This window comes from uncultured Sphingomonas sp., from assembly GCF_913062585.1.
Lineage (GTDB): Bacteria > Pseudomonadota > Alphaproteobacteria > Sphingomonadales > Sphingomonadaceae > Sphingomonas.
In genome coordinates, this window is the sequence record NZ_CAJXWX010000026.1 from 1 (window position 1) to 14,121 (window position 14,121).

Consider the following 14,121-nt stretch of genomic DNA (forward strand, 5'->3'; position numbering starts at 1 on the left):
CACCTACGCCCGGCAATGGCGGCGGAGACGACAATGCACTAACTAACAAGCCGGACCACTCGGTGGGGGCTGTTCAGTCCCGGGAATGCCCGCCTTCTCACAACGCGTTCCTGCGCCCTGTCCGGGAAACGTCCATGCTGATCCGGCCTGATGAATCGCGAAAAATGCGATCTACCGGCGCCAGGTTGAGGTAAATTGGATTTCACTCCGTCTTCCCGATGAAGGCCCGCAAGGACTTTGCGAGCCACAGTGTCACACGGGTGAGGGACGGCTTCGTCATGCATCGACTGGCCTATGTTGGAATAACGTTACTGATCTGCACGGCGGTACCGTTGCTGATTCTGATAAGCGGGCCGGTCTCTTCGCAGACGATCGATGAAAATGGCGCGTCGGGTGTGTGCCTCCGCCTTGGCGGGGTGGGCATCATCGTCAACGGCGCCGCATATTGCCGCCTTCGCGATGGGCGTGCCGTCGACAAGCGACTGCTCGTTCTTGGGCGGCGGCGACGCGCCGTCATGCCCAACCCCGCCAGCGCCTATTGCGAGCGATCGGGCGGCAGGCTGGACGTGGTGGACGAGCCGGGCGGACAGACGGGCTATTGCCATCTGCCGAACGGAGCCGTTATCGAAGAATGGGCACTATATCGTGGCCGCTGAAGTGCATAGCGCGAAACCTCGGTCGACATCGATGTCCCGCGCGATGTTCCCGGCCGATCGCACGACATCGTCAAGGAGTGCGCCGTATCGGCAAGCGGCGGGCACACATTCATTTCTTCACGATCAGCCAGTAAGAGGCACCGCACGATCCCCTCACGCCATCTCGGTGCCCATGTCATCAAACGGATTAGAAGCGGTCTACTTGGCGAATCGGGACAAAATGGTCCGTTTCCTTGCCGCGCGCGGGGCTGGCGATGCCGCCGAAGATCTGGCGAATGATCTTTGGCTGAAGATTTCGACGCTTTCGACCGGCCCGATCGCCAATCCGCTATCCTATCTGTATCGGGCCGCCAACTCGCTGATGATCGATCGGTATCGGGCGCGGCGGCAGTCGGATCGCAGGGAGCAGGACTGGTTCGATCTCAGAGGCGACGGCGAAGCCTCGGACGAGCCGGCAGGCGAAAGGGTGATCGGTGCGCAGCAGGAGATTGCAAAGGTGGCAGCCGTGCTGACGACACTGGGCACCCGTCGGGAAACGGTCTTTCGGCGAGCAAGGATCGACGGCGTCTCGCAGCGACAGATCGCCGAGGAATTGGGCGTCAGCTTGAGCACGGTGGAAGCGGACCTGCGGATCGCCACCCGCGCATTGATCGAACTGAAGGAAGACCTGCGATGAGCATGACGAACGCCGTCGCGACCGAGGACAAGGCATGATGACCGGCAGGAAGGTCGACGAAACCGCATTGGAATGGGCCATCCGCTCGGCCGACCCGTCGTTCGACGACTGGGATGGACTGACCCAATGGCTTGAGGCTGATCCGCTGAACCATGATCGCTATGACGAGGCGACAGCGGCTATGACGCAGGCGACCGACCGCGTCGCTGCCACGCCGGTTCAGGCCGTGCCGGTGGCCGCGAACGACGCTGGGCCGATGCGACGCGATTATTGGCGCTGGGGCGGCGGAGCCGTCGCCGCCATGCTGGCCATGGTCGTCGGGGTGTCGGTCTGGCACGACCGATCGCAGCCCTATGCGGTGGAAACCTCGCCCGGCGAACAGCGGTCGGTTGCCCTTGCCGATGGCAGCCAGATCATCCTGGGCGGCGGTTCGCGCGTGACGCTGGATCGGGCGGATGCGCGCGTGGCGGTCGTGGATCATGGCGAAATGCTGTTCCGGATCAGGCATGATGCGGCGCATCCGTTTCGGGTGACCGCCGGCGACACGAAGATGGTCGACCTGGGGACCGTCTTCGACGTGACGCACGATCCCCAGCGGACGCGCGTCGCCGTGGCAGAGGGGGCGGTGATGGTCGATCCGCAAGGCGCGCGTCTTCGCCTCGATCCGGGCCAGGCGATAGTGGCGGCCGATGGCGAGTTGCGTCGGGAGCGCGCGGAGGATGTCGGCGGCTGGCGCGAAGGTCGCGTGACCTTCGATCATGCCCCGCTGTCCGACGTCGCGCGGGACCTCAGCCGCCAGCTTGGCCACAATATCCGCGTCGACGCGGCCATCGCGGATCGGCCGTTCAGCGGGACGGTCGATATCCGCTCGTTGCATGACGATCCGGCGCTGCTCGGTCGGCTGCTGGCGGTCGATGTCCGGCGGGACGGGAAGGTGTGGGTGCTGGGCGACGATCGTTGAACCCGGGCGCCCGTTCGGCCGCCCTCGGGCTGATGCTCGCCATGATCGCGCCGTCGCCTGCCGCCGCGCAGACGCTGGCGATCGATCTGCCTGCAGGGAGCGTCAGCGCGCAGGTGCTGGCGCTCGGGCGGCTTGCCGGCGTCAGCGTCGTCGTCACCGATCCCCGCTTGTGGTCGAAGCCCGTACCGGCCTTGCGCGGCCGAATGAGCGCGCTCGCCGCGCTCCGTCTGATCGCCGCGCGATCCGGGGGCGAGGTCGAGCCGATCGATGCGGCACTGTTCCGCCTCGTGCCGAAACGGACGGCGGTGCCTCGCGCCCACCCGGCCAAGCCCCAGCTACCCGCACCGGCTGTCCCACCGCCCGAGCCTCCCGCACCCGACATCATCGTGGTGGGCAGCAAACGCGATCTACCGCTCGGTCGCGTCGCGGGTCAGGTCATGCGGGTTTCCGGGCAGGATCTGGAGTTAGGCGGTGCCGGGGGGACCGAACGACTGACGTCGCGACTGTCCACCGTCGCGTCCACCTATCTCGGTGCCGGGCGCAACAAGCTGTTCATACGCGGCATCGCGGATTCCAGCTTCACCGGCCCTACCCAGGCGACGGTCGGCCAGTATTTCGGCGATCTGCGCCTCGGCTATAACGCGCCCGACCCCGATCTGCGCTTGGCCGATCTGATGGCGGTCGAGGTGCTGGCGGGGCCGCAGGGCACGTTATACGGTGCCGGCTCGCTTGGCGGCCTGATCCGGCTGGTCCCCAATCCGGTCGAGCTTGACCACTCCAGCGGATCGGTCGCCATCGGCGCGTCCGCCACCCAGCATGGTGCGCCTGGGTATGATGCACAGGGCGTCCTGAACGTGCCCATCGTGACGGATCGGCTCGGCCTCAGGCTGGTCGCCACGGCGGTCGAGGAGGGCGGCTATATCGACAAGCCGCTGCTCGGACGCCGCAACGTCAACACCACGCGTATCGAGGGCGGCCGCGGCACCGTGCATCTCAAGATCGCCGACGACTGGAGTGCCGAGTTGATCGGGATCGGCCAGCGCATTCGCGGTGACGACAGCCAATATGCGGATCGGGACGCCCGCCCCCTCACACGCAACGCCAGGGTCGTCGAAGGGTTCGGCGCCGATTTCGGTCAGGGGCAGTTCGTACTGAGCGGCAAAGTCGGCAAGGTCCGGCTCCGTTCCTCGACCGGTGTCACGGCGCATGACCTCACCGAACGCTATGACGCGACGATGGTCGGTGACGATCCGACGCTCTTCACGCAGGCGAACCGCACGCGGATGATCGCCAACGAAACGCGCGGGTGGGTCACCAATGCCGATGGATCGGGATGGCTGCTGGGCCTGAGTTTCACCGACAATCGCACGCGGTTGTCGCGGGCCTTCGTGACGCCTGGCGAACGCCAGCAACTCCCCGGGGTGTCGAACGCGGTGCAGGAAATCACAGCTTACGGCGAGGCGAGCATCCGGCCGGTTCGGACCGTTCTGTTGACAGGCGGCTTGCGTGTCAGCCGTTCCGTGCTGACGGGGGCGGCAGAGGACGGCCTTGTGCAGAATACGCCGGAGGCGATCGCGACGCTGGCCTCGCGCCGGGAAGTTTCCGTGCTGCCGTCCGCATCCGCCTTGATCGATGCCGGGCCGAATGCCGCGATGTACCTGCGCTATCAGCAAGGCTTCCGCCCCGGCGGGCTGACGATCTACGACGGTGACGTTCAGCGATTCAATAACGACCATGTCGCAACCATCGAGGCGGGCTATCGTTTCGGCCGTGCGACGCGAGACCCGTTCGCCTTTTCTCTCACCGTGGCCCATACCGACTGGCACGATATCCAGGCCGATTTCCTGGATGGCGGCGGCTTTCCATCGACCGCCAATGTCGGCGATGGCGACATCTGGACGGTCGAGACGACCGCCTCGGCGCGATTGGCCAAAGGATTGCGGATCGACGCCGCAGTCTCCCTGAACAACAGCAGCATCAACGAACGCGCACCGAACGACTTGCCGGTCGTCAGGGCGTCGAGCGGCCCCGACGACGTCGCAGCCCGACTGGGTCCGATCCCCAACATTGCCGACGTCACGGCGCGCGTGGGAATGACCTACGACGCCGCACTGTCCGATCATGCGCGGCTGAAGGTCGATGGCTGGGCACGGTATGTGGGCATGTCGCGGCTCGGCCTCGGCCCCGAACTCGGGGAAGAACAGGGCAACTTCGTCGACAGCGGCATCACCGCTCGCTTGGGGTTGGATCGCTTCGGGATCACCGCTGGCGTCACGAATCTGACCGATGCACGCGGCAACCGCTTCGCGTTGGGAACGCCCTTCTTCACCGGCAAGGGACAGATCACTCCGCTTCGCCCGCGCACCTTCCGCATCGGATTCGACACCGCTTTTTGATCGGCATCTTCACGGTATCTGCCGCTTCGCTCCGTCCTCTTCATGCCTGGCATAGAATGGCGACCATCGAAAACCGGCGATCGAGCCATTCAGTCATCGGCAATATGGAGTGAGGAATATGTCGTTCACGGGCTCCGAAGCCCGAAGCAATGGATAGTCCAGCTCCGCTCGGAGGGAATAGAATATGAAGTTTCAAGCATTTATGATGGTGAGCCTGCTATCGGCAGGCGCTGCGACATTCGCACTGCCCGCCCATGCCCAGCCGAAAGATAACGAAATCGCAAATCCCGCGTCGGAATATTGCGCCTCGATCGGCGGAAAATCCTTCTCTCGCCGGACACCGTCGGGCGAGGTCGGCTATTGCCGGCTTCCGAACGGCAAGGTCGTGGAGGAGTGGAAACTGTTCCGCGAGAGCCAGAAGCGTCCGCCGGTGCCGAAGCGCCGCGATGATATGACCATGGCCAACCCGGCTGCGGTCCATTGCAGCAGGGTCGGCGGCACCAATCTGAACCGCCGGACCCCGCAGGGCGACGTCGCGCTTTGCCGGTTGCGCAACGGCAAGACGGTCGATGCCTGGGCGCTCTACCGCCGCGACGACGGCAAGCGGCCTACCCCGACAAAGCCCGGTATGACCGGTCTCGCCAATCCGGCGTCCGGTTACTGCTTGAAGCTGAAAGGACGTCTCGAAATGCGCGAGGGGCCGGGCGGAACGACAGGGTTCTGCCATCTGCCGAACGGACGCGTCGTAGAGGAATGGCGCCTCTATCGCGAGCAGTCGACCGGTCGCCCCCGCTGATCGCGGATGAATGTGGGCCGCGTGCACAGGCGCGCGGCCCATTGGCAAGCAAGTCATTCGGGCGCAAACGCCGGAGATCGATAGTAGATTGCTGGAATCAAACTGACTTCCCGAAATTTGAAAAAAAGTTTCATTGACCCCAAGGCACTTCGAAAATGGTGCCGTCTTGCAGATGTAGGGGGACGCAGACTGGTGCGGCTCGCTCGAACCAAGATCCATTTTCGAAGGACTAGATTCCATGACCCTGGTTAGCTCGTTCGCGCCCGCTCATCGCGGTGCGTGCCGGTATTCGACTGTGATGATCGCTGGCATGATTGCAGCCGTCGCCGGAACGGCGCCCGCGTCCGCGCAGAAGGCCGAACCCGGCCCCTATGTCGTTGCTCGTGCCGGCGCGCAGGTCGATTCCGACGTCAAGCCCAGCCAGGTTCTGAAGAAGGGTCAGACGGTGTCCAAGACGGCGCCTACGCTGCCCAAGTCCATCGACAACAAGTCCGGCTTCACCGGTGAATTGGGCATGGGTTATGACTTCGGGGGATTCCGCCTGGAAGGCACCGCTGGTTACGACACCGCCAACATCGATGCCAAGGCGTTGAGCGACAAGAATTATATCGGGTCCGGCCAGCTCAAGTCCTTCGATCTGGGCGTGTCCGCCTATGTCGATCTGATCCAGGACGGGCCGTTCAAGCCATTCGTCGGCGGCGGTATCGGTGCGTCGCGCGTCAATTACTCGGTGGATCGTTACGCGCGGAGCGCGAACCCGGGCACGCTGAAACCCTCTGCGGGGATGGAAGGCAAGGATTGGGGCTTCCGCTGGCATCTCGATGCGGGCGCGAGCTATGATGTGGCGCCCAAGACGTCGATCGAACTGCTCGGGCGATATTCTCAGACGTCCGGGATCCAGATGAAGGGCGTGACGATCGATCAGGATATCAGCAGAACGACCCCGAACTACAAGCTGAAGAGCTCTTCGACCTCGATCATGGTCGGCCTTCGTCAGAAATTCTGACCTGAGGTTGATCCGACGAGAAGGCGCCGTCCCTGCATCGGCCGGGACGGCGCCTCTGCGCGGCTATTTTTCAACGGGATGGGCGCGGACCGCTGGATCATGAACATCGGAAGGGATCAGGACGCGGCATTCAGGCTATTCCGATGAGGCAACATGAACCGTCCTCTATGAAGACATATGAAACCCGCCAGCCGATCCATGCGGGGGTCAGTAAGGGGATGGTCAAAATCGTCCGCGAAGCGATGCGACCGTCCCGCCTCGCGTTTTCGGACGGTCTCGTTTTCCCGAAACATTGTGGCGGACATAGAGAAACAGGACTGCGGCGGCTTCCTGACAAAGGCCGTTATGGGATGACGTTCCAGTCTGCTGAACGGCTCTTATAGGTCCGGATCGTATCGAAGGCCGTGCCTCGGAGCGGACCCAATCCACACCGTTCAGAGCCAGCAGGGGCGTTTCCTGAAGCCGCCGCTCGTTCGTCTAAGGAATTCTTGCCTTCGCCTTTTGGCCACGCCGCCGGCTGTCCACTCCTGGCCATGCTATGAGTCCAAGGATCGACCCTTTGCGGCAAAACAAATGTCATACATAATGCCGGTATAAATGGTGACGAGATGCTGCGGCCAGATTCGTCAATCAGGGGGAGAGTCTGGATGAACGAAGCACCGCGCTCCCTGAGTGTGATCATCCTCATTGCGTCGAGCTTGGCGCTGGCAGGGGCCGCACCGGTGGGTGATCCGATAACGGCTGCCGTCGCCCAAGCGGTACACAGCGATCCTGTCTCGGCAGTTTCGATCCTGAGAAACATCAAACTCCCTGACGACACCTCAACCTTCCCAGGGCTATCGCGCAATGCGGATAGCGCCGCAGCGCAGATGATCTGGCATTCTTCCAACCCGGCTATCATCTCCGACACCGATCAAGGCCGGGGTCCTAACGCGATACGCCAAGGGTTTGACAGGCGCGGCGTGGGTGATCGGCGCATAGGCCTGACCGCTGCGGTCGCCGCCACGCCCGCCGCCTATATGTTCGTCTATTTCACTGGCAACACGATCGACGGGGAGAAACTGCGCTTTGCCGTATCCGACGGTAACAATGCCCTGCAATGGAAGACGTTGAACGGCGCGCAGCCGGTCCTTGAGTCTCGAGAGGGTACCCGGGGGCTTCGCGATCCCTTCATCATGCGCTCCGCAGAGGGGGATCGTTTTTTCCTCCTCGCCACAGACCTGTCGACGGGACGCACCGGCTGGGACGGCTCGACCAGTCACGGGAGCCGGTATCTTGAAATCTGGGAGTCGACGGACCTGATCCACTGGGGCAAGCAGCGACACGTCCTCGTCAATCTACCCAATGCCGGCATGACCTGGGCGCCGGAGGCGACCTTTGATCCCTCGATCGGTGCCTATGTCGTCTATTGGACATCCACCTTGTACAAGGATGCCGCGCACAAGATCGAGGATGGCGACGGACCGCAGATTCTGCGCGCCACCACGCGCGACTTTCGGAGTTTTTCCGATCCGGTGCCCTGGTTCAAGGCCGCCGATGTCCCCGGCGCCGTCAAGGCCAAAGGCATGATTGATGCCACGGTCATGAAGGACGGTGACCGATATTATCGGTTTACCAAAGTCAGCGACGCCGAAGGCTGTCCGTCCAGCGACATTCTGGCGCAGGTGTCGCCTGTGCTGCGCGCCAATGGCGCATCCGGCGCCTGGAAGATCATCGATCGCTGCATCGGTCGCCGCAGCGGCACGCCGGAGGTGGAGGGCCCCACCGCATTCCGTGCCAATCCCGGCGATACCAGCGGTTTCCGCTATTTCCTGTGGGTCGATAATTATGGCGGCGTCGGCTATATTCCACTCGCCACCCATTCGCTGCGGGGGAAGATCCACTGGACCTATCCCAGCCAGTTCAACCTGCCCAAATCACCGCGACATGGCACGGTCCTGGCCATCACGGCGGCCGAGCGCGACGCGTTGGAAGCGCATTGGAACCGTGCCGATGCCGACGCAGCGACCATTACCGATGGATGGGTCGTCGCCCCGGTCCTGGCATCGGGTACACGCCTGCCGGTCCCACCGGGTCACAACGCCACATGGCGCGCCGATGGTCGCGCCGTGTCCGATGCTATCCTCACCTCCACCTCTCCGGAGGACCGGATCATACGCCTGGAAGGCACGCTTACGCGCGCAAACGGCACAACATTTACAAAACAGTTCACCGTCCGGCTGCTAGGTATATCCGCGCGCCAACTCGAAGCCTACGCACGGGTGCCGACGACGACACAGGAGGTGAACCAGCCGACCGTCGCACGAAGCGTCCATTTGGGGCTGACGGACGCGCACGGCCGGATGACTGCGCTCAACGACGATTACGGCATCGCGTTCGCACGGGGCGACTATGTCGGGACGGATCGTGTCGCGCTTCGGGGCGTCGCGGACCCGTCCCCATTTTACTTTACCGATGGCGGGCTCGGCATCATCGCGGCACGCGTGGACATGGACGGTAATCCGGCTGGGGCCCCTTCCGCCGCAGTCGTGTTCCGTCTCGATCCGCAGTCCGCAGATTTTACCGAACTCGGCACGCTGGATCTGGGTAACGCAGCCGAGGGCATGACCAAGCCACGGGCCGTCTGGGATAGCTTCAGCCATCGCTATATCGTGTCATGGGTCGACCATTCCGGCCGGCCGCGCTGGACGACCGTGGCCGATCTCGCGCGCCAGGAGTGGCGAGAGACGCCCTTTTATCCCGAAACGGCGGGACAAAGGCCAAGGATCGCCTCCATCGGCAATGTCGGACATGTCCGCGCGGGTGACGTGACGACGACGGTGAACGACACGCTGCCGATCGACGGTGCTACCGCGGCGGTCCTGACCGCGCGCTACAGTCCGATCGTCAACACCACGGCAACCATCGCCCCCCAAAACATCGGCGTGGGGCATATCCGTGCCCTTGATGCCGCGCGCGTGACGTTGGGATATTCGGATGGCTCCACCGCCACACGAGCCGTTGATTGGGACGCTGGCGATCTCGCACGACTGACCCGACCCGGCCGCTATCTGGTCCACGGCACTGTGCGCCAGCGACGCTATCCGGCCATCTTTGCGTATAACAGGGCGGATCCCGACATTTATCGGTGGGAGCATGAAGGCAAGGTCCGCTATCTGTTCGTGGCCACCGATGACACGAACAACGACAATGTCGGTTCGATACATCTGCCGCTTCGCATTGCGGACAATATCGCAGATCTTGCCGACGACCGGGGCGGCCGCGCGCGTGAGGTGGAGTTGCTCAATCGCCGGACACGCCACGATCGAACGGCCGAGGGTCGTGTGATCGCAGGCTGTTACTGGGCCCCGGAAATCCACGAAATCGGCGGGAAGCTGTCGATCCTCTTCGCGCCTTGCTTCAATGCAAAGGACGATCAATCGAGCGAGGGGGGAACATGGTCGACCGTCCAGTCGCACATCATCCAGCTGCGCGACGGCGGCGATCCGGCCAATCCGGCCGACTGGTCCAAACCAGCTGCCGTCCTGAAAGCCGACGGCACGGCGCTCGGCCGGGCGGAAATGCCCGCCAACATCAGTCTCGACATGAGCTATTTCGAGGTGGCTGGTCAGGGCTATTATGCCTGGTCACAACGCTATCTCCCGACATCCGGCCCCCTGGGCGACCCGCTGACATGGATCGCCAAGGTCGACCCCACCAAGCCAACACGGCTTGCCAGCGCGCCATCCCCGATTATCGCCCCGCAAACCTCGGTCGAAGAGAACCTGGCCGAGGGGGCGTTTGCCCTTGTCCATGGCGGCCGGGTAACGCTCGTCTATTCCAGTTCCGGCGTCAGTCCAACCTACGTCGTCAACGGCATCTCCGCGCCGCTGGATGCTGATCTCACCCGGATCGATTCATGGCGCAAATGGTCTGCCCCGCTGCAGAAAAGCATGCCCATGCCCGTTGGCGATGAAGATTATCGTCGTTACGAACAGGGGCCAGGACATGGTGCCTTTACGAGCGATGAAGACGGTAACACGCTCTATGTCTATCATAGTTGGGGCAACGACGTTGGCGGCGATGGACGGGACACGCGGGTACGCCGCATTCACTGGGCCGCCGATGGACGCCCCTTGCTCGAAATGAAACCAGATCAGGAAGTCGCACCGACCAACCGTCGGGTCACCATAGCAGTGACCGTTCATTAGTCCCCGCTATACCTGGTCTCAGGTAAGGTTTCCCCGGGTTTGAAGACCCACTTCCGATCGTTCCTCCGCCATTCAGCGACAATCAAGATCGGACGATGGTTCAACTGGCTCGATGCGCGGGCAACGCTCGCCCACTGGACGGCCTCAGGCTGCGGATTGAGTCATCCATTCGAGATAGTGCGCGATCTCGTCCGCCGCGACTGAGCGCGGCGGACCAGCGCGCCTGCCCCTCGCCGACATATGCCACCACCCCGATCCGGGGTTGCTTGCGACGGAGTTCTCGACGGTGGCTCGATCGCGAAGACAATGAAGACAGAAAGCGCTTGCGTTGCGGTCCCCCCACACGGTGGATGAGAACAGAAGCGTCATTGCCGCGCCAACATCCGCCTTATCAACATGGGCATCCTTGGCGTCTATTGCCCTTTTCCCCGAACCCGCCGCGTAAGGAGCAGGAGCAAGCCGGCCCCCACCACATTCAGACAGGCGAGCGGAAGAAGCGCCAGCGAATAGCTCCCGGTGTGCTCCAGCACGAAGCCATAAATGTTGACCGTCAGCCCCCCGCCGATGAGGTTGGAGGTGGCACCGATCATCGCCAGGCCTGCCGCCACCGTCCGAGGGGAAAGCATCTCATATGACAGCGCCCAAAAAGGCCCCTTGGCGGAATAAGCACCGACCAGGATGGCGCTCAGCAGGATGAGCGTCGGCCAGAGCGCGGGCGTGGCGAAGGTCAGAACGATGCTCGCCGCGATCAGAAGCAGCGGGCCGGCCGAATGCCACCGGCGCTCACCGGTCTTGTCGGAGCTGCGGCCCCACCAGACCATCAGGACCGATGCCACGCCGAACGGCAGCGCGCTGAGCACGCCGGTCTGGAAATTGGTGAGGCCGCCAAAGGCCTTGATCAGTTGCGGCTGCCAGACGCTGAGCGTGGTGCTGGTCGCGGAGGGGCCGGAATAGATCAAGGCCATCGCCCAGATCGTCGGATTGCGCGCCAGCTGCCAGAATGACGTGTGTTCGACCATACGCTTGCCAGCATTCTCGGTCGCCAGGCGCTGTGCGAGCCAGTGCCGTTGTTCGTCGCTCAGCCACCGCGCATGCTCGGGCCGATCGGACAGGACGAAAAGGCAAGCAATCCCCAGAAGCGTTGCCGGAATACCTTCCAGGATGAAGATCCAGTGCCAGCCGCGCAGGCCGAGGAAGCCGTCCATCGACAGCAGGGCACCCGAGATCGGCGCGCCGATGAAATTGGCCGCCGGAATGGAGACCATGAAGATCGCCACCAGGCGCGCGCGATAGGCGGCCGGAAGCCAATAGCTCAGATAGAGCAGGACGCCGGGAAAGAACCCCGCCTCGGCCGCGCCGAGCAGGAAGCGCATGATATAGAGCGACGTCTCGCCGACCACCATGGACGTGGCCGCCGACAGCAGCCCCCAGGTGATCATGATGCGCGCGATCCACAGCCGCGCGCCGAAACGCTCCATGGCGATGTTGCTGGGCACTTCGGCCAGGAAATAGGACACGAAGAACAGGCTGCTGGCAAACCCGAACGCGGCCTTGGACAGGCCGAGATCCTCGTTCATCTGCAGCGACGCCATGCCGATATTGCCGCGATCGATGATCGCGAACAGGTAACAGATCATCAGGAACGGCACGATGCGCCATGTCACCCGGCGCATCGTGCTCTTTTCCATCGGGGTGACGTCGCCGACAGTCATCTTGCTCTCCAGGATTTATGTCCGTCCGGATCGTGCCGGATCTTTTGTCAGGCGGCCTTATGGAAGCCGGGATTGGCCAATGTCGTGGCATCTGGAATGCGCCCTGCCAAGGCGTCGAGGGCCTGGCGCATCGCGGTCGTTCCGACCCGATCCTTCGCTTCCTGGGTGTTCGCGCCGACATGCGGCGTTGCGATCAGGTTCGGCGCCGCGAAGAGCGGATTATCTCGACCGGGCGGTTCGGTGGAAAAGGTGTCGATCCCGGCACCGGCGAGCCTGCCTTCACGCAGCGTGACGGCCAGCGCCGCCTCGTCGATCAGGCCGCCGCGTGCCGTGTTGATGAGGATGGCGCCCGGCCGCATCTTCGCCAGTTCGGCGGTCCCGATCAGGTTGCGTGTTTCCGAGGTCAGCGGGCAATGCAGGCTGATGACGTCGCTATCGGCCAGCAGCGTCGAGAGATCGGCTACCCGCGATGCACCGGCCACGGCCAGATCGGACGGGGCATAGGGGTCGAACACGCCGATCCGCATGCCGAGCGCCCCGGCCATGCCGGCGAGCAGGCGGGCGATCGTCCCGAATCCGACAAGGCCCAGCGACCGGCCGGCCAGTTCGATTCCCGATATGCTGGCCTTATCCCAATGCCCCTCATGCATCCGGCGATCGAGAAAGGATAGGCCGCGCGCCGCAGCGAACATCAGTGCAAAGGCATGTTCGGCCACCGACTGCGCGTTCGCGCCGGCCGTATAGGAAACCGGGACGCCACAGGCCGATGCGGCCGCGACATCGATCGAGTCGACGCCCACACCATGTTTGGCGATCAGGCGAAGTGCCGGCGCGCCGGCCCGAATGGCCGCCTCGGTGATGGCACCCTGTCGAATGATGACCGCGCCGGGCTGCTCACGCTGCATGACGGCCGCCAGATCCGACTCGTCGGGATAAGGCGGCAGGGTGATCAGCCGGGCGCTTTCGACCTCGGCCATCTCGGTGGCCGCGACGGAAAGGCCGGAGCCGATGAAGAGGATCGTACGGCCGTCATGCATCGTGGATCTCGCATCCGGACGCGACGAGCGCCTGTTCGACCCAGCGACGGTCATTCTGGCCCAGGGCGATCCGCTCGAGCTGCGCCGTCTCGGCCGCGTGCTTCTTGGACGCGGCAGCATGAACCGCCTCGACATCGTCGAACGGCACGACGATCAGGCCATCCTCATCCCCCAGCACCAAGTCGCCCGGCATGACGACCATGCCGGCAATGGCGATCGGGAAGTTCACTTCGCCCGGACCGTCCTTGTACGGCCCGCGATGCGAGACGCCCAGGGCGTAGATCGGAAAATCGCCCTCTCGGATGGCGACCACGTCGCGGATCGCCCCGTTGATGACGATGCCCGCCAGGCCGCGTTGCGCCGCATGTGCCACCATCAACTCGCCGATGATGGCATTGGTCAGGTCGCCGCCCGCATCGACGACGACGACGTCGCCGGGCTGGGCACGATCCAGGGCGGCATGGACCATGAGGTTGTCGCCCGGCCGCGCCTTCACCGTGACGGCGGGGCCGGCAAGAACGCCGCCCTTGTGAAACGGTCGCAGCGCCGCGCCGCCTGCGGCCATGCGGCCCATCGAGTCGCTGACATTCGCAACCGGCAGGGCGCGAAACTTCTCGATGACGTCCTTTGCCACTACGCGCTGTCGCACGGCGATTCTGTTGCCGACGGCCATGACACCCCTCTCCGATCA

Annotated in this window: 10 protein-coding genes; 7 read left to right on the forward strand and 3 right to left on the reverse strand. The window is 63.7% G+C overall.

Annotated features, from left to right (window positions below; all coding sequences use genetic code 11):
- Window positions 1-278 precede the first annotated feature (278 nt).
- From QZ546_RS14900 to QZ546_RS14930, 7 genes are all read left to right on the forward strand, one after another.
- Window positions 279-656 (forward strand): DUF333 domain-containing protein, encoded by a 378-nt coding sequence (locus tag QZ546_RS14900; protein ID WP_294239197.1) that lies wholly within the window; start codon window positions 279-281, stop codon window positions 654-656.
- A gap of 172 nt (window positions 657-828) precedes the next feature.
- Window positions 829-1,332: an RNA polymerase sigma factor gene (locus QZ546_RS14905; RefSeq protein WP_294239318.1), complete on the forward strand. Its 504-nt coding sequence runs from the start codon at window positions 829-831 to the stop codon at window positions 1,330-1,332.
- A gap of 34 nt (window positions 1,333-1,366) precedes the next feature.
- Complete coding sequence (locus QZ546_RS14910; protein WP_294239199.1) at window positions 1,367-2,293, forward strand: FecR family protein; 927 nt, start codon at window positions 1,367-1,369, stop codon at window positions 2,291-2,293.
- Window positions 2,290-4,689, forward strand: a complete 2,400-nt coding sequence (locus QZ546_RS14915; protein ID WP_294239202.1) for a TonB-dependent receptor — start codon at window positions 2,290-2,292, stop codon at window positions 4,687-4,689. The genes QZ546_RS14910 and QZ546_RS14915 overlap by 4 nt, the downstream gene beginning before the upstream one ends.
- 184 nt (window positions 4,690-4,873) lie before the next feature.
- Window positions 4,874-5,485 (forward strand): DUF333 domain-containing protein, encoded by a 612-nt coding sequence (locus QZ546_RS14920; RefSeq protein ID WP_294239205.1) that lies wholly within the window; start codon window positions 4,874-4,876, stop codon window positions 5,483-5,485.
- Window positions 5,486-5,723: 238 nt separating this feature from the next.
- Window positions 5,724-6,491, forward strand: a complete 768-nt coding sequence (locus QZ546_RS14925) for an outer membrane beta-barrel protein (RefSeq protein WP_294239208.1) — start codon at window positions 5,724-5,726, stop codon at window positions 6,489-6,491.
- 647 nt (window positions 6,492-7,138) lie between these two features.
- The gene (locus QZ546_RS14930; protein WP_294239210.1) at window positions 7,139-10,681 is read left to right on the forward strand and encodes a family 43 glycosylhydrolase; all 3,543 of its coding nucleotides are present in this window, start codon (window positions 7,139-7,141) and stop codon (window positions 10,679-10,681) included.
- Between the two features lie 413 nt (window positions 10,682-11,094).
- Here QZ546_RS14930 and QZ546_RS14935 read toward each other — a convergent pair whose 3' ends face one another.
- The 3 genes from QZ546_RS14935 to QZ546_RS14945 form a co-directional block, all read right to left on the reverse strand.
- Complete coding sequence (locus tag QZ546_RS14935; protein WP_294239212.1) at window positions 11,095-12,330, reverse strand: MFS transporter; 1,236 nt, start codon at window positions 12,328-12,330, stop codon at window positions 11,095-11,097.
- Window positions 12,331-12,440: 110 nt separating this feature from the next.
- On the reverse strand, window positions 12,441-13,430 hold the full coding sequence (locus QZ546_RS14940) for a hydroxyacid dehydrogenase (RefSeq protein ID WP_294239214.1): 990 nt from the start codon (window positions 13,428-13,430) through the stop codon (window positions 12,441-12,443).
- Window positions 13,423-14,103, reverse strand: coding sequence for an RraA family protein (locus QZ546_RS14945; protein WP_294239217.1), 681 nt, complete (start codon window positions 14,101-14,103; stop codon window positions 13,423-13,425). The genes QZ546_RS14940 and QZ546_RS14945 overlap by 8 nt, the downstream gene beginning before the upstream one ends.
- Between the last annotated feature and the right edge of the window lie 18 nt (window positions 14,104-14,121).